This is a genomic window from Amycolatopsis sp. WAC 04197, from assembly GCF_003947475.1.
In the GTDB taxonomy this organism is placed as follows: domain Bacteria; phylum Actinomycetota; class Actinomycetes; order Mycobacteriales; family Pseudonocardiaceae; genus Amycolatopsis; species Amycolatopsis japonica.
Map to the genome: position 1 here is coordinate 123,959 of NZ_QHJK01000011.1, position 16,093 is coordinate 140,051.

The 16,093-nt window shown below is 70.2% G+C and carries 16 protein-coding genes; 14 read left to right on the forward strand and 2 right to left on the reverse strand.

Annotation, left to right across the window (positions count from 1 at the left end):
• Positions 1–97 precede the first annotated feature (97 nt).
• Positions 98–319, forward strand: coding sequence for a hypothetical protein (locus DMC64_RS35170; RefSeq protein ID WP_125737001.1), 222 nt, complete (start codon positions 98–100; stop codon positions 317–319).
• Between the two features lie 34 nt (positions 320–353).
• A complete protein-coding gene (locus tag DMC64_RS35175) occupies positions 354–1,256 on the forward strand; it encodes a DUF2268 domain-containing protein (RefSeq protein WP_125737002.1) in 903 nt (300 codons plus the stop codon).
• Here DMC64_RS35175 and DMC64_RS35180 read toward each other — a convergent pair.
• Positions 1,225–2,871, reverse strand: coding sequence for a choice-of-anchor A family protein (locus DMC64_RS35180; RefSeq protein ID WP_233629917.1), 1,647 nt, complete (start codon positions 2,869–2,871; stop codon positions 1,225–1,227). The genes DMC64_RS35175 and DMC64_RS35180 overlap by 32 nt on opposite strands.
• A gap of 176 nt (positions 2,872–3,047) precedes the next feature.
• Between DMC64_RS35180 and DMC64_RS35185 the strand changes: the two genes are divergently transcribed.
• Both DMC64_RS35185 and DMC64_RS35190 read left to right on the forward strand, forming a co-directional pair.
• Positions 3,048–4,010 (forward strand): permease, encoded by a 963-nt coding sequence (locus DMC64_RS35185; protein WP_125737003.1) that lies wholly within the window; start codon positions 3,048–3,050, stop codon positions 4,008–4,010.
• Complete coding sequence (locus tag DMC64_RS35190; protein WP_125737004.1) at positions 4,007–4,654, forward strand: TIGR03943 family protein; 648 nt, start codon at positions 4,007–4,009, stop codon at positions 4,652–4,654. Before DMC64_RS35185 ends, DMC64_RS35190 begins: the two co-directional genes overlap by 4 nt.
• Here the strand turns inward: DMC64_RS35190 and DMC64_RS35195 are convergent, their stop codons facing one another.
• Positions 4,655–5,563: a helix-turn-helix transcriptional regulator gene (locus DMC64_RS35195; RefSeq protein WP_038514413.1), complete on the reverse strand. Its 909-nt coding sequence runs from the start codon at positions 5,561–5,563 to the stop codon at positions 4,655–4,657.
• A 194-nt stretch (positions 5,564–5,757) separates the two neighbouring features.
• Here DMC64_RS35195 and DMC64_RS35200 point away from each other — a divergent pair, with 194 nt between their 5' ends.
• The 10 genes from DMC64_RS35200 (at position 5,758) to DMC64_RS35245 (ending at position 16,058) form a co-directional block, all read left to right on the forward strand.
• Positions 5,758–7,881: a metallophosphoesterase gene (locus tag DMC64_RS35200; protein ID WP_125737005.1), complete on the forward strand. Its 2,124-nt coding sequence runs from the start codon at positions 5,758–5,760 to the stop codon at positions 7,879–7,881.
• Positions 7,882–8,183: 302 nt separating this feature from the next.
• A complete protein-coding gene (locus DMC64_RS35205) occupies positions 8,184–9,398 on the forward strand; it encodes an MFS transporter (protein ID WP_125737006.1) in 1,215 nt (404 codons plus the stop codon).
• Positions 9,395–10,294, forward strand: a complete 900-nt coding sequence (locus tag DMC64_RS35210; protein ID WP_125737007.1) for a hypothetical protein — start codon at positions 9,395–9,397, stop codon at positions 10,292–10,294. The genes DMC64_RS35205 and DMC64_RS35210 overlap by 4 nt, the downstream gene beginning before the upstream one ends.
• Positions 10,291–11,319, forward strand: coding sequence for a hypothetical protein (locus DMC64_RS35215; protein ID WP_125737008.1), 1,029 nt, complete (start codon positions 10,291–10,293; stop codon positions 11,317–11,319). The genes DMC64_RS35210 and DMC64_RS35215 overlap by 4 nt, the downstream gene beginning before the upstream one ends.
• Before the next feature lie 8 nt (positions 11,320–11,327).
• Positions 11,328–12,431, forward strand: a complete 1,104-nt coding sequence (locus DMC64_RS35220) for a sensor histidine kinase (RefSeq protein ID WP_125737009.1) — start codon at positions 11,328–11,330, stop codon at positions 12,429–12,431.
• Positions 12,424–13,494: a histidine kinase gene (locus tag DMC64_RS35225; protein ID WP_125737010.1), complete on the forward strand. Its 1,071-nt coding sequence runs from the start codon at positions 12,424–12,426 to the stop codon at positions 13,492–13,494. The genes DMC64_RS35220 and DMC64_RS35225 overlap by 8 nt, the downstream gene beginning before the upstream one ends.
• Positions 13,473–14,129, forward strand: coding sequence for a response regulator transcription factor (locus tag DMC64_RS35230; protein ID WP_037336921.1), 657 nt, complete (start codon positions 13,473–13,475; stop codon positions 14,127–14,129). The genes DMC64_RS35225 and DMC64_RS35230 overlap by 22 nt, the downstream gene beginning before the upstream one ends.
• Positions 14,130–14,211: 82 nt before the next feature.
• Positions 14,212–14,751: a hypothetical protein gene (locus DMC64_RS35235; RefSeq protein ID WP_125737011.1), complete on the forward strand. Its 540-nt coding sequence runs from the start codon at positions 14,212–14,214 to the stop codon at positions 14,749–14,751.
• A 142-nt stretch (positions 14,752–14,893) separates the two neighbouring features.
• Complete coding sequence (locus DMC64_RS35240) at positions 14,894–15,517, forward strand: hypothetical protein (RefSeq protein WP_125737012.1); 624 nt, start codon at positions 14,894–14,896, stop codon at positions 15,515–15,517.
• A gap of 109 nt (positions 15,518–15,626) precedes the next feature.
• Positions 15,627–16,058, forward strand: coding sequence for an SRPBCC family protein (locus DMC64_RS35245; protein WP_125737013.1), 432 nt, complete (start codon positions 15,627–15,629; stop codon positions 16,056–16,058).
• The last annotated feature ends 35 nt before the right edge of the window (positions 16,059–16,093 follow it).

The window sequence follows — 16,093 nt, forward strand, 5'->3', positions numbered from 1 at the left end:
GTCGACGAAACCCGGGCGCCGCCCTGTCAACCCTGGTCAGAATCGGTCCATGCGATCGAAACGCTCGTCCTCGCCGCGATCGTCACTTTGACCGCGGGTGCTCGCCGGACCCGCCGCCGTCTCGGCTGCCGGGCCGCGGCGGGAAGACGCGCGGCCTTGCGCGCACGACGCGCGGTTCCAGGTCGCCACCGCGAACAACGCGAACGCGGCCAAGGGGGTGCTGCTGTTCCTCAGTCGAAGGAGCGGCGCATTCCATCCAGAACCGGGAGTAGGGGTGGCCGGGCGGAAGGCGGTGGCGGAATTCCTGGCCGAAGCTTGAGTCTCCACCCACTGGAGCCTTTACCGTCGCTCCCATGACGATCACCGTTCTCGACACCTACCCCGCCATGCGCGAGATCCTGCGCGCGCCCCGGGCGGACCGCGCGGCGCTGCTCAAGGCGATGGTCGAGCCTGCCGCCGGGATGTACCACTACTTCCCCGGCGACGTCGACCTCGTGGCGATGCACGCGATGAGCTCCGGATTCCCGCTCGACCGCGATGAGGACCGCTGTCTGGAGGCTCTCGAAGCCCTGCACGAAGCGGACGCCTGGAACCGCATCCAGCGAGCCCTCGACGACGCCGTCACCGCGCAGCTCGCCGCGACGCCCGGACTGGCGATCCCGGACATCACCGTGCTCACGGTGCTGGGTGATCCGGGCGACCGGCACTTCATGGGTCCGAACCTGGGGATGTCGGCCAACGGCAGCGTGTCCGGCTACATCTACCTCAACTTCTGGCCGTATCCGGAGAATCTGGCGAGGCTGGAGGCCACCGCCGTCCACGAGCTCAACCACAACCTGCGCTACAGCCCCGGTGGGGTGATCTGGGATCCGGCGACCGTCACGGTCGGCGAGCAGATCGTGTCCGAGGGCCTGGCCGACGCGTTCGCCCGCCAGTTGTACGGCGACGAACTCGGTTACGCGCGCATCGGCGTGCCGCATCTGCGGGACGACGCGGTGTTCGAGAAGGTCGTCTCCGGGCTGGAGATCACCGGTATGCAGAACTTCGTGGTCTGGGTGCACGGCGACGAGACGGCCGCCCGCTACGGCGGCACTCCCGTCGGCCTGCCGACCGGCGCCGGGTACGCGGTCGGCAACCGGCTCGTCGACGCCTACCTCGCCGCGACCGGCCGGACCGCCGCGGAGGCCCTGCTGGTGGACCGCCGCGACGTCATCGACACCGCCCTCAGGACTCGCGGCGCCTCGACCGGATCGTGAGCGCCACCAGCGCGCCACCGGCCAGAAGCAGGAACAGGCCGGACACCAGCAGGCCTCGGACCTCGCTGCCGGTCGAGGCCAGCGGGCCGCTGTCGGACGGTCCGCCGCCCGGCGTGGTCGCTCCCGGCTGCCCCGGTGTCGTGGAGGTGGTCACCCCGGGTACCGGGGTCGTGCTCGAGGAGCTGCTGCTGGTGGTCGGCGAAGTGCTACTCGAAGTGGCACTGGACGACGTGGTGGCGCTGCTACTCGAAGTGGCACTCGACGTCGGGCTCGATGAAGTCGCGCTGGACGAAGAGCTGCTCGACGTCGGGCTGGTCGACGTGCTGCTCGTCTGACTCGACGAGGTGGTCGACGTCGGCGTGGTCGAAGTGGACGTGGCCGACGTCGAGGAGCTGGACGTCGAGGTGGACGTGGTCGAGGTCGGCGAGCTGGACGTCGAGGTCGGACTGGTCGTGGTCGTGGTCGTCGAGGTCGGGCTCGTCGACGTGGAGCTGCTGCTCGTCGTGGCCGAGCTCGACGAAGACGACGACGACGAGGACGAGCTGCTGGGCGTTGTGGTCGGCGTGCTGCCGCATTCCGGCAGATCACCGTCGAACGGGTAGGCGTGGAACTCCTGCCCGCCGCCACCGGTCGCTTCGGAGCTGTGCACCAGCGAGCCCGTGGTGAAGAACCGGCCGTTCATCCCGGACGCGGTGACGGTCGCGGTGCTCCCGGGTTCGCCGATCAGCACACTTCCCTGGAACTGGGCGCCACCGGCGATCTTCACCTGGGTGGCGTCCGGGAAGTTCCACAGCAGCCGTTCGCGCAGTTTGTTGAGCGGGTCCTGATCGTTCAGGTCACCGGTGTAGGTGTTGATCGTGCGGGCCGCTCCCACCATGTTGACCAGGATCGTCGCCCCCGCCGGGATGCCCTCGAACTCGATTCCCTGCATGCCGCCGGTGGCGCCGGTCAGGTCGAAGTCCACATTGAACACTTGCAGCGCGGACTTACCGTCCCCGGTGAACAACGTGCGGTAGCCCTGGTTGACCGCCGTGCCGGTGGCCGGCCGCGGTGTGGCGCCGTCCCGCGCGTAGCACTTGCTCGCCACTCGCAGATCCTCGCGCAGGCTCAAATAAGGCTTCGCCGCGTCGGGATCCTTCTCGAGTTTCCCGGTCACCGTCCCGGTGACGGTTCCCGCGTGCCGGACGACCCCGCCGTCGGCGAGCAGCCGCTGGTCGGCCGCGACGCTGACGTTCCCGCCGGTGGTCAGGAAGTCGGCGCCGTCGGGCGGCGGAACACGTGATCCGACACCGGCGATGCCGACGTTGTAGACGGACGACGCGCCCGCACGTTTCGCCATGTCGAAATCGCCGAGGACGACGACCCGTCCTTCGGCTTCGGCCGCCGCTTCCCGTACCTGGAATTCGCCGCCGACATAGACGTTGATGCCATTGTCCCGGCCCGCGTAGTCCTTGTTGTTCACCGGCGGGTATTTGCCCGGGCAGGCCGGACCGACACACGGACCCAGTCCGCCCGGCAAAGGGGCGGCGGCCGCACCGCCGGTGACCACGAGAGCCGCCACGCACACCGCTGCGGCGGCACCGGCGGAAAGAGAGGCGAATCGCCTTGCACGCATGCGGCGATTCTTGTGCCCACCGGCCGGGTGAACACAATCGGAATCCGGAAATACCCCCGACCGGGCGAGGCGGGTGACCCGGCCCATTCGTGGCCGTCCAGTGTTGTCCAGAGAACGAAATTCCAGGTGGACCGCGAAATCCCTAAAGTTCTGACCGACGATGGGAGGTTCGCCACATGACGGACACCGGAGTGCGCTCGCGTATCGGTTCGGTGGAAGTGCTCGCGGGCTTTCTCGTGCTGATTCTGCTCGCGCGGGGTCTGCTCGGCGACGTCCTCGGGACGCCGATCGTGCAGACCTGGACGACGGTCTTCGTTTCGATCGTGCTCCAGGCCGTTCCCTTCCTCGTCTTCGGCGTGACCCTTTCCGCCGCCATCGCGGTCTTCGTGCCGCGGGAATTCTTCGCGAAAGCCCTGCCGAAACATCCGGCCCTCGCGGTACCGGCCGCCGCGGCGACCGGAATGGTGCTGCCGGGCTGCGAATGCGGTTCGGTCCCGGTCGCCGGCGCCCTGGTGCGCAAAGGGGTCACCCCGGCCGCGGCGCTCGCGTTCCTGCTCGCCGCCCCCGCCCTCAACCCGGTCGTACTGGCCGCGACGGCGATCGCGTTCCCGGATCGGCCGTCGATGGTCTTCGCCAGGGCGGCGGCCGGGCTCGCCGCTTCGGTCGTGATGGGCTGGCTGTGGCTCGGCCTCGGCCGGACGGAGTGGATCAAACTGCCCGAACACGCCCACGGTGACACGCGCTGGCGGGCGTTCGCCGGCGCCGCGGGCCACGACCTGGTGCACGCGGGCGGCTTCCTGGTCGTCGGGGCCATGGCCGCCGCGACGCTCAACGTCCTGATCCCGGGACGCTGGCTCCAGGCCGTCGCGGACGACCCGGTGCTCGGTGTCCTCGCGCTGTCGCTGCTGGCGGTCCTGTTGTCGATCTGCAGTGAGGCGGACGCCTTCGTCGCCGCCTCGCTGACCCAGTTCTCCCTCACCGCCCGCCTGGCGTTCCTGGTGGTCGGGCCGATGGTCGACCTGAAACTCTTCGCCATGCAGGCCGGCACCTTCGGCAGGCGGTTCGCCGCGCGGTTCGCGCCGGCCACGTTCGTGGTCGCGCTCGCCTGCGCGGCCGTGACCGGGACGGTGCTCTGGTGAACCGGACCGCCGCGACCGTCGTGCTGCTCCTGCTGGGCGCGGCGGTGCTCAAGGTCTGCCTGACCGGCCAGTACCTCCGCTATGTCAAGGAAGGGCTCTGGCCGTTCCTGCTCGCGTCGGGCCTCCTGGTCCTGGTGCTCGCGGCCACGAACCGCCATCGTCACCCGAAAGTGGGGTGGCTGCTCCCGCTTCCGGTGCTCGCCCTGCTCCTGGTCGCCCCGCAGCCGCTCGGCAGTTACGCGGCGGGCAACGCGGGCATGGCGCTGACACGCTCCGACGAGTACCCGCCCTTGCCCGACGGCGACCCGGTGAAGGTGACCGTCCTGGACTACGCGTCGCGCGCGGTGTTCGACGAGGGCCGTTCCCTCGGCACGAGGCGGGTCGTGCTCACCGGTTTCACCGCCACCGGCGCGGACGGCGTGTCACTGCTCGTCCGGATGATCCTGACCTGCTGTGCCGCCGACGGGCGGCCGGTCAAGGTCGTGCTGGACGGTCGCGTCCCGAGCGAACCCGACACCTGGATCGAGGTCACCGGCACGTTCCGGCCGGGGTCCGTGGTGGACGAGGTCAACGGGGAACGCATCCCGTTCCTGAAGGTCGAAAGCGCCACACCGGTCCCCGCGCCCGAACGGCCTTACGAATAGTCAGGTCCAGCTCCACTGGATGCCGTACTGGCCGGGCTGCGGATCGAGGGTGATGAACTGGAAGGTGCTGGTGTCCCGGTCGAACGTCGCCTCGGACCGTTCCTCGGGTGGCAGGACACCGCGCGGCCGGAAGAAACCGGCGCAGCGCCGCGGCAACCGGCCGGGATCGAAGCTGACCTGCACCGCGACGTCCCGCGCCGGCCGGTAGAGCGCGACCTGCACGTGCCGTTTGCCCTGGCCCGGCGGATAGCGCACGCCGAACTCGACGACGGCGAGCTCGCCTGCCGCCAAGGTCCGGTCGAGGGCGAACTCGAACACGCAGGTGGACGACGGGACGTCCGCGCGGAACCGCGCCGGGCGGCAGCCGTCGGTGAACAGCACGGACGGCGGCTGGGTGATGCTGGTACACCGGTTCACGAAGACGAACCGCGACGTGCCGTCCCGATCGGCTCGGATCAGCCGCCGGACCCGGACCGATTCCTGGTTGCCGTCGCCGTCGACGCGGTAGGTGAGGTACTGGGAAAGCCGGTGCGGAGTGTCGAGCTCGTCCGGTGTCACGTCCATTTTGGACAGTGCGCGCACCACCTCCTCCGGTCGCCGCCACACCTGGTCGTAGCTCAGGGCGTGTCCGGTGCGGACGGTCCAGCGCCCACGAGGGCGGCGCGGGCCGAGCAATCCGGTCAGCGTTTCCGGCGACTGACCGAGAATGACCTCCAGTGCGGTCACCGCGGCGAGGGAACTCGCCCGTTCCGGCCGATTCTCGCCATTCTGCCAATAGCTCAGCGCGCTGACGCTGACCGGCGTCTCGTGATCGCGCAACCGGCGGCTGATCTCACTGAGACTCAGCCCGCTGCGTTCGATCGCGGCGCGCAGTGCGGCACCGAATTCCGCCGGAGCGAGACTCGTCATGAAGGCGCAGCGTACCGTCCGAAACGCCCGACTTTCGTCGGGTGAACGGGCGCCGTTCAGAGTTATCCAGCCTCGCCACGACTTTTCGTTGACGCTCCCCTGGCCGCGATTAGGGTCGGAATCGTCGGAAGAATCCCCCGAATCCCCGACGACTCGCACGTCCTCCCGCCGATGACCGAAGAGGATGATCTCGCATGCGCTCAACCACGAAACGATGGCGCCGTCGCACGCTCGCCGTCGCGACCTCCACGCTGGCGGCCGGGGCCTTCCTGGTCGCCGCGCATCCCCAGGCAGGCGGGGCCGCTCCGCCCGCCGTGCCCGAAGTGGCCGATCAGGTTCCACAACTGACCGAAGCGGGCGTGACCGGCGGCCCCGCGTCGGTGTCCGGCGGCGGCACGTCCACTTCGGCCGACCGGTCCGTCTGCGCGCCCGGCGCGCACTGGCTACGCGTCCGGTTCACGGAGCTTTCGTTACGCGGCAACGACTCCGTGACCCTGACCGGCAGCAGTGCGGGCTCGTACACGCTCACTTCGCGACACTGGCCGGGCAAGGCGTTCCACACCCGCGCGTTCGAAGGCGACTGTGTGCGGGTGTCGGCGGCACTGTCCGACCCCGCCAGCCGCTTCGCCATCGACGCCTATCAGGCGGGCGACCGGCCGCTCGCCGCCGCGACGACCACAGTGGCCGCGGTCGGCGACGTCTGCGGGTCTTCGTGCAACCAGACCGCGCCGCTGATCAAGAACATGAACCCGCAGGCGCTGATCCTGGCGGGGGACAACGCCTACAGTTCGGGCACGCTGTCGGAATACAAGAACAACTACGACCCTTACTACGGGCAGTTCAAAGCGATCACCTATCCGACGCCGGGCAACCACGAATACAACACGTCCGGCGCCTCCGGGTACTTCGATTACTTCGGCGCGCGAGCCGGTGAACGCGGCAAGGGCTACTACAGCTTCGACGTCGGCGACTGGCATTTCGTGGCGCTCAACTCCAACATCACCCGAAGCACCGGTTCGGCGCAGGAGACCTGGCTGAAGAACGACCTCGCGGCGAGCACCAAACCGTGCACGGCCGCGTTCTTCCACCACCCGCGCTTCAGCCGCGGCACCCACGGCGACGACTCGTCGGTCACGCCGTTCTTCCAGGCGCTCTACAACGCGAAGGCGGATCTCATCGTCGTCGGGCACGACCACAATTACCAGCGTTACGCACCGTCCCGGCCGGACGGCACCCGCGACGACGCGAACGGCGTCCGCGAACTGCTGATCGGAACCGGTGGCCGGGGTTACTACAACTTCGACCAGTCCTCGGCCGCCGTGCAGGAGGCGGGTAACACCAACACCTTCGGCGTCGGGAAGCTGACGCTGACCGCGACCGACTACCGCAGCGACTTCGTGCCGGTGTCGGGCCGCACCTTCACCGACACCGCGACCGGCAAATGCAAGAAGGCCGTCTCCTCCCCCGCCTTCTCCGTGGGCACCACGCCGTCGTCGGTGTCGGTGAAACCGGGCGGGACGGCGTCGGTGACGGTGAACGTCGGCAGCACCGGCGGGTTCACCGCGGCGACCGCGCTTTCGGTCTCCGGCCTGCCCTCGGGCGTGACCGGGACGATCTCTCCCTCGTCGGTCACCCCGCCCGCGAACGGCACGGCGACCGCGACGCTGACCTTGACCGCTTCGGACACGGCGTCCGGATCCGCCGCCGCCACGGTCACCGGGACTTCGGGCTCCACGACGCAGACTGCGAAGGTCACGGTGAGTGTCGGCGCGGCGGGCGGCGAGGCGTTCGCCGACGACTTCGAGACGGACAAGGGCTGGCGGCTCAACGCGGCCGGCTCCGACACCGCGACGGCGGGCAAGTGGGAACGAGGCGATCCCGAACAGACCACCTCGACCTACAGCAACCAGATCAAGCAGCGCGGCGACACCACCAGCGGCGTGAACTGCCTGGTCACCGGGCGGCTGGCCGGGTCGGAGTACGGGGTCAACGACCTCGACGGCGGGGCGTCGTCGATGGCCTCACCGGCGTTCACGGTGCCCGCGGGCGGGAAACTGACCTTCTCCTACACCTTCGCACACGGCGACAACGCGACGTCGGCGGACTACCTGCGGATCCGCGTCTTCGACGGGACCACGCCGACGACGGTGTTCGAGAAGACCGGGTCCGCGACCGAGGTGGCCGGGGTCTGGCAGAACGCGACGGCGGACTTGTCGTCGTTCGCCGGCCGTAGCGTGCGCCTGCTGGTCGAAGCGGCCGACGCGAGCACCGCGTCGCTGTGGGAGTCCGCGGTCGACGACATCCGCGTCACCGCGTAGCGCCTTGCGACTGCAACTCGCGCCGTAAGGCCGTGCCGAAGGCGAGTCGTGCGTGTTCGTGAGCGAGGCCTCAGCCGGGGTGAAAGCTCCCTTCGCCTCGTCCGACGCGGCCAAGGGAGCCTTCGGCCCGGGGTCGTGAGTGATAAAGAGGGTTAGAACGACAATCGCCACTCACGACCCCCGGCCAACACTGCGCAAAGTGCTTGAATCGGACGCTTTGATCTCGGAAAGTGTCCTTTTAGGACAGATCAAGGGTGTGCTTACCTCCAGCCACTCACGACAGCAGCGCCGGGAAGGCCGCCATGTACGTCTCCTCCATCCGCTCCGCCGCCCCCGCCCGGCCCGCGAGCCGTTCGAAGCACGCGGTCCCGGGCACGGTCATCGGGCTGGGCGTGGTCAGCCTGATCACCGACCTGTCCGCCGAGATGGTCACCGCCGTCCTCCCGCTCTACCTCGTGTACGGCCTCGGCGTCGGGTTCCTGCAGCTGGGCGCGATCGACGGGCTGTACACGGGGGCGACGGCGTTGCTGCGGCTGGCGGGCGGCTATCTCGCCGACCGTCTCGGCCGTCCGAAGGCCGTGGCCCTGGTGGGTTACGGCCTCTCGGCGGCGACCAAACTCGCCTTCCCGGCCGCCGGGTCGTCGCTCGGCGCGATCGGACTGGTGATCGGCGCGGACCGGGCGGGCAAGGGTATCCGCACCGCGCCGCGGGACGCGATGATCACCCTCGCCACCCCGGCCGACGGCCTGGGCCGCGCGTTCGGGGTCCATCGCGCCATGGACACCGCCGGCGCGCTGCTCGGGCCGCTCGCCGCCTTCGGCCTGCTGACCGTGCTCGCCGGCGACTACCCGGCGGTGTTCGGGGTGAGCTTCTGTTTCGCCGTGATCGCGGTGATCGTGCTGGCGGTGTTCGTCCGCGCCCCCGCCGGGGCCGTCGAGCGGTCGCGGGTCCGGTTGCGCGCCGGATTCGCCTTGCTGCGCGGGCCAGGGCTCCGCGGCACCTGTCTGGCCGCGGCGCTTCTCGGTGTGTGCACGGTCGGCGACATGTTCCTGTTCGTCGGCGTGCAGCGGTCCGCGGGGCTGCCGCCCGGGGCACTGCCCCTGCTGCCGCTGGCGACGGCGCTGACGTTCATGGCGCTGGCATCGCCGATCGGGCGGCTCGCGGACCGGCTCGGCAGGTGGAAGGTGTTCCTCGCCGGGCACGTCGTGTTGCTCGCCGCGTATGCCGTCCTGGCCGCTTCGGCGACCGGCTGGCTCGTCGCGGTGGTCGTCCTGGCGGCACACGGCGTGTTCTACGCGTGCACCGACGGCGTGCTGATGGCATACGCGGCGCCGCAGGTGCCGGAGTCGTTGCGGGCCACCGGTCTCGCGTTCGTCCAAACCGGACAGGCGCTGGCCAGGGCCGCCGGCGCGGTGCTGTTCGGCGCGCTCGCGGCGGGGATGGCGCCGGCCCCCGCGTTCGCGGTGTTCGCCGTGGCGCTGCTGGTGTCGGTACTGGCCGGATCGAGGGTGGCATGAGGCGGATCTGGGTGGGCGTCGCGGCGCTCGTGGTCACGGTGGTGGCCGGGGCGGTGTTCGTCGGGCTGCGCACCGGCGACGCAGTGGCGGAACAGCGGCTGGACCTCGCGCGGGGCGGGCTGCTGTACGTCGACGAGTCGGGCCGCGTCCGGCAGGACGAGCGCGTCGGCCCGTCCTGCCAGCGCGTGGACGTCGCCGCGGGCACCCTGGCATGCCTGCGCGCGACGGCGGTACCCGACCAGGCCGAACTGGTCGTCACGAAACCGGGGGCCGAGCCGCGACAGATCTCCGAATGGGGAACGCCGTCGCGGGTCAGGGTGTCGCCGTCCGGGCGGCTGGTGGGCTGGACGGTGTTCCGCGCCGGGGACTCGTATCTGGGCGGGGTGGGCACGTTCTCCACCACCGCCGGGATCTACGACCTGGACACCGGGAACCATTACGGCTCACTGGAGGACTTCGCGCTCACCGTCGACGGAAAGCCTTACCCCGCCAAGGATCTGAACTACTGGGGCGTGACCTTCGCCCGCGACGATCTGACCTTCTACGCCACCGCCCGGTCCGCGGGCGGCACCTGGTTGGTCCGCGGCGACCTCCGCGGCCGCACGCTGACCACGGTGCGGCAGAACGTCGAATGCCCCTCCCTCTCGCCGGACGGCACGCGCGTCGCCTACAAGTTCCGTGACGGCGACCGCTGGCGGCTGCACGTGCTGTCCCTCGCCGACGGCCGTGACGTCCCGCTCGCCGATCCGGCGCATCTGGACGACCAGGCGCAGTGGCTGGACGACCGGACCGTCGCCTACGGCCGGGACAAGGCGATCTACTCCGTCCCCGCCGACGGCACCGGCGCGCCCACGCTCCTCCGTGCGAACGCCTCCTCCCCCGCGGTGGTGCGGTGATCCTCCGTGACTGCACCCCGATCGGCCTGGCGCTCGCGGCGGTCGCGGCCGTCGTGGTCGTGGTCCTGCCCGCGCCGGTCCCGGCGGTCAAGGCTCCGGTCTCCGCGTCGGTCACCGATGTGTGGCCGGGCGCGCGGATCACCGCGAACACGGTCACCGGTTCGCCCTACACACCCTTGGCGTACCTGGATTCCGGGACCTCCGCAGGTATCACCCGGGCGAGCGATTCGCTCAGGCTGACGCTGGGAGAACGGGTGCTCCGCGAAGTCCCATTGGCGGGCTCGCCCCGCTTCGTTCTCGCCACTTCGCCGGACTCGCTGGTGTGGCTGGAACTGTCCGACATCACCGGGACGGGCGCGTTGTGGCGTTCCGGGCCACGCGGGGAAAGCCCCGTGTTGGTCACCGCCGACACCGGGCGGGTCGTCCTCCTGGACTCCCAGTACGACCTCGTCGTGCATGAAGGCCGAGCGTCCTGGGCCGCCGTGCGGGGCGACGCCACCGAAGTGCGGACGGTCGCGTTGTCCGGCGGCCCGGTGACCACCACCCCGCTGCCCGGCGACTTCGCGCTCACCGCCTGGCCGTTCGCGACGTCGGCCGCCGTCGAGCAGGCGGGACCGTCGGAGCTGGTGGACCTGCGCGACGGCCGGGTCTCGCGGGTCGGCGGGCAGAACGTCGAGCTGGTCGACTGCACGCCGTCCTGGTGCCGGGTCCAGGTGCTGCGCCAGAGCGGGACGGCGCGGTTCGACCTGATGAAACCCGACGGCTCCGACCGGAGACGGGTCGGCGGGAAGGGGATCCGGCCCGCGTTCGGCGACGTCGTCGTGCTCGACCGGTACGCGATCGTGGTCGATGACGACCGCGGTGTGCTCGCCCTCTACGACACCGCCACGGGCCGGATGGCCGACCTGGCGGCGGAGTTCGGCACCGTGCTGGCGCGGGGGCCGTACGTGTGGTGGTCGGTGGGCGGGAACGAGGCGCTCACCTGGCGGGTACTGGACCTGCGCACGCTCGAGGCATCTGTTTGACTGCTGCCGTGCCGTCCGATCGTGAGACCTCCGTCGAAGCGGAGTTCTCGCGGGTGGTCGGCCGGTTCGCCGGTCCGGCCAGGGGCGCCGGACTGCTCGTGATCAGCGTTTTCGGCGTCCTCGCCACGCCGTCGGGCGCGCTCCCACTGGCCTTCGGTCTGCTCGCGCTGGCCTTGGTCACCGCCGTGGCCGAGTACGTCGTGGGGAAGACGGGCCGGGGCAGGCCGCTGGCGTTCGCGCTGACCTTGGTACGCGCCGGGGCGATCTGCGGCACCCAGTTCCTGACCGCGCCCGAAGCGGGCGAGCTGAACCAGTGGGCCCTCAACGTGCTCACCCTCACCGCCATCACCCTCCAATGGGAATGGCCGCCGAAGATCACCGTGCCCGCCATCGCCTGCCTGCTGGCGATCGAAGTGGTGCCGCTCGGCTTCGAGGACGGCTTCTCGGTGGTCCTGCGAGTGCTCATCGAAGCCACCCTCGCCCGCGGCGCCTTCCTCCTGCTGTCGCGGACCACGCGCCGGATCGACCACCTCCGCGAGCGCCGGGCCCGGCTGACGCGCGAGGAATCCCTTGCCGTGGAAAGACGTCTGCAGGAACGTGAGTATCTGGCCGTGCTGCACGACACGGCCGCGGCCACCTTTCTCACCGTCGCCCAGCGCGGGGAAACGACGGACCCGGCCGAGGTCGCCGGCTACGCCCGCCGCGATCTCGCGATCCTCACCGGCGAATCCGGTCCCGGCAGCGTGGTCGATCTCGAAACGTCGTTGCGCGGCGTGCTCGCGCAAAGCCCGGTGAAGGTCGAGACGCACTGGTCGCCGGTCGCGCCGATCCCGGCGTCGGCGGCGCTCGCGCTGGTCCGCGCCGTACGCGAGGCACTGGTGAACGTCGACCGGCACGCGGGTGTCCGCGAGGCGAGGCTGACGGTCGAAGACGGCGTGCGCGTGACCGTCCGGGACGAAGGCCGCGGTTTCGATCCGGCGAAGACCCCGGCGCAGCGGCGAGGTGTCCGTGAATCGCTCGTCGAACGCATGGCCGCGGCGGGCGGCCGGGCCGAGGTGACCTCCGCGCCCGGCGCGGGGACCACGGTGGAACTGGTGTGGCCGCATGAATGAGACCGCGGACCGCGTCCTCGGCGGCTGCCGGATCGCGGTCTTGCTCGCGACGGCGGCGATCCAGGTCGGGCTGAGCCTGGCCCGGCTGACCGACACCCCCGGCCGGATCGCCTACGCGGCACTCGCCGGTGTGCTCGTCGTGGCGGCGTGGTGGGTGCTGCGCTGGAAGCCGGTCCCCTGGCCGGTCGCGTTCACGGGGGCGGTGGTGGTGCTCGCCGCGTCGACGGTCGCGGTCTGGACGCTGCCCCCGGAGCGGCTTTTCGGCGACGAGAACTGGGCATCCGGTCTCGCGGGCTGGCATCTGCTGGTGCTGCTGATGGACCGCCCCGCGATCGCGATGGCCGCGCTCGTCCTCCAGATGACGCTCGCCGTCGTCCGGCAGTTCGGCGTGGAGCTCACCGACCGCGGCGAGATCGGCAGCGTGGTGATCGTCGCGCTCAGCGTGCTCACCTTCCAGGCCGCGACGCTGGCGCTGATCAGAGTGGTCAACCGGCGGGCGGGTGAAGCCGCGGAGGCCTCCGCCGAACGGGACCGCCAGGCCCACCGCAAGGCGCTCGCCGAGGAGCGGGAGGCCGACCAGCGGAACCGGTTCGCCGGACAGCTCGGGGCCACCTTGCCGCTGCTGGCCGGGCTGGCCGACCGCACCCTCGACCCGCGTGACGACGAGGTCCGGCGGCGGTGCGCACTCGCGGCCACGCAGTTGCGGCGGTTGTTCGCGGAGAACGACGACGTCCCCGACCCGCTGCTGCACGAGGTCTCGGCCTGCGTCGATCTCGCCGAGCGGCGGGGACTGACGGTGACACTGGCGGTCAGCGGCGAACCGGCCCCGGTCCCGACCGCCGTCCGCCGCGAACTGACCGGTCCGCTGATGACCGCGCTGGTCGCGGCCCGGTCGCACGCCAGGGTCAGCGTCCTGCGCGCCGACGACGAGATCCGTGTCGCGGCGATCACGGACGGTGAACCGGGGGTGACGGAGAACGGATCGGGCGCCGTCGACGTCGAATGGCACGCACTGGGAGAACGATCGTGGATGGAGGCGAAATGGCGTTCGCGACCGAACTGACCGCGGTGGTCGTCGACGATCATCCGGCCGTACGGGCCGGGGTCGTGCACTGGCTGTCCTGCGGCACCCCGCCGGTGACCGTCGTGGCCGAGGGCGAGGACGTGCGGGCCGCGTGGATCGGCGAGGGCGCACAGGCCGACGTCGTCATCCTCGACCTGCACCTCAACAGCACCACCCCGGTGATGGGCGATCTGCGGCGGCTCACCGAAGCGGGCCGTCGCGTCGTCGTCTACTCGATGCGGGCCGACGACGAGACCGTGCTGCAGTGCCTCGAACTCGGCGCGCTCAGCTATCTCACCAAGGCCGAGGGCGCGGAACATCTCCTCGAAGCCGTGCGCACCGCGGCGGCCGACCGGTCGTACACGCCGCCGTCGATGGCGGGTGCGATGGCCGGGGACCGCTCGGAACGGCGGCCCGCCCTCTCCGCGCGCGAGACCGAGGTGCTCATCGAGTGGTTCCAGTCCGAGTCGAAGGACTTCGTGGCGCACCGGCTGGGGATCTCGCCGAACACGGTCAACTCGCATCTCGAGCGGATCCGGGTCAAGTACGCCCAGATGGGCAGGGAGGCCCCGACGAAGGCCGCGCTCGTCGCGCGGGCGATCCAAGACGGGCTGATCGGCGTAAGCGATCTGTGACCGGTTGTGGTGCGAACGGACCACTCGCACCCCCTCCTCCAGCGACTACGTTGCGTGACGAGCAACGAGTCCGAGGAGATCCATGAAGTCCGCCCTGATCGCCACCTGCTGCGCCGCGGCACTCCTGCTTTCCGCCTGCGGCGGGGAAGAGAAGGGCGACAAGACCGTCCGGGCCGACGGCACCCTGGCGCCCGGCAGCACGCTGAAGGTCGGCGAACGCGCCGTCGTCCCGTTCAAGGACGCGGACAAGTCCGGCACGATCGCGATCACCGTGAAGTCGGTCGACCTCGGCCCGAAGGAAGACCTCGCCGAGTTCAAGAACAAGGGCGAAGGCATGCTCCCGGTCTACGTCCGGATGGTGATCGAGAACGTCGGCGGCACGGACCTCTCCGGCACGTCGGTATCGGTGCGCGCGGTGGACCCGAGCGGCAAGAGCACCAAGGTGATCCTGGCCAACAGCACCGCGGCCTGCAAAGGCGAGGAGGCGCCCGAGGCCTTCACCACCGCCGGCGCGACCTACGAGACCTGCAAGACCGAAGGCGTCAAGGACGGCGGCGAGGTCGGCGGCGTGATCTTCCGGGAAGGCGACTACCAGGACGACCCCATCACCTGGAAGAAGTGAAAGCACACCCATTAGGCCGATAAGCGTAACCGATTCGTGACCTGCTCTGGTGCGAATGGACCACACCGATGTACTCCCTCATCAACTACGGTGCGTGGCGAGAACGCCGGAGCAGGGTTCGGCGGGGAGTCCGAGGAGATCCATGAAGTTCGACCGTATCGCTCTGTCCGCCGCCGGCTGCGCCGCTGCGCTGCTGCTTTCCGCCTGTGGCGGTGAGGAAAAGGGCGCCAGCCCGGCCCCCGCCCCGTCGCCCGCGCCGACGTCGGCACCCGCGTCCTCGCCCGCGACCAGCGGCACCGTCCCGGTCTCGAACGCGGACGCCACCGCCCCCGGCACGGCGCTCAAGGTCGGCGAACGCGCCGTCGTCCCGTTCAAGTACGGCAACGACAAGAGCGGCACGATCGCGATCACCGTCAAGGCGATCGAACTCGGCCCGAAGGAAGACCTCGCCTCCTACGGCGAGAAGGCCAAGGGCATGACGCCGGTGTACATCCGGATGACGGTGGAGAACGTCGGCGGCACGGACCTCACCTACAGCACGGTGCGGATGCGCGCGGTCGGTCCGGACAACAAGGGCACCGGCGTGATCATCACCGGCGAGACCACCGCCTGCCAGTCCGAGTCGGCGAAGAAGGACTTCAAGACCGTCGGCGCGACCTACGAGACCTGTGAGCTCCAGGCCATCCGGGACGGTGGCGAGGTCGGTGGCGCCGAGTTCAACGACGGCGACGGGTACAAGGACGACCCGATCATCTGGAAGAAGTAGCCCCGAACGCGCGTGAAGGCCTCCTTCCCTCGACTGAGCCGAGGGAAGGAGGCCTTCACGCGTTTCGCTGAGGCTGCGGGAGCCGGTTCTCCTGCGTAGCGTTGTCGTGATGGTCCACGTGCACCGGACGATCACCGTCCGCACCCCCGCCCAGACCGTCGTCGGCTACCTGCGGGACTTCGCGCACGCCGAGTCGTGGGATCCCGGCACCGTGTCCTGCACCCGCACCGACACCGGCCCGATCGCCGTCGGCTCGCGGTGGCACAACGTGTCCGAGTTCCGCGGCAAGAAGACGGAGCTGACCTATCGGCTCGACCGGCTGGAGCCGGACCGGATCGTCTTCGTCGGCAGCAACAAGACCGCGACGTCCACCGACGACCTGACGATCTCCGAAGCGGACGGCACGACGACCGTCAGCTACCACGCCACCATCGAGTTCCACGGCCTGGCGAAACTCGCGGACCCCTTTCTCAAACGGCAATTCGAGAAGATGGGCGACGACCTGGTTCCGGCGATGAAGGCGACCCTCGAAGCGCTTTGACCCGTCCCCCTTGCCGTAACTCGCGTGCTTGAAGG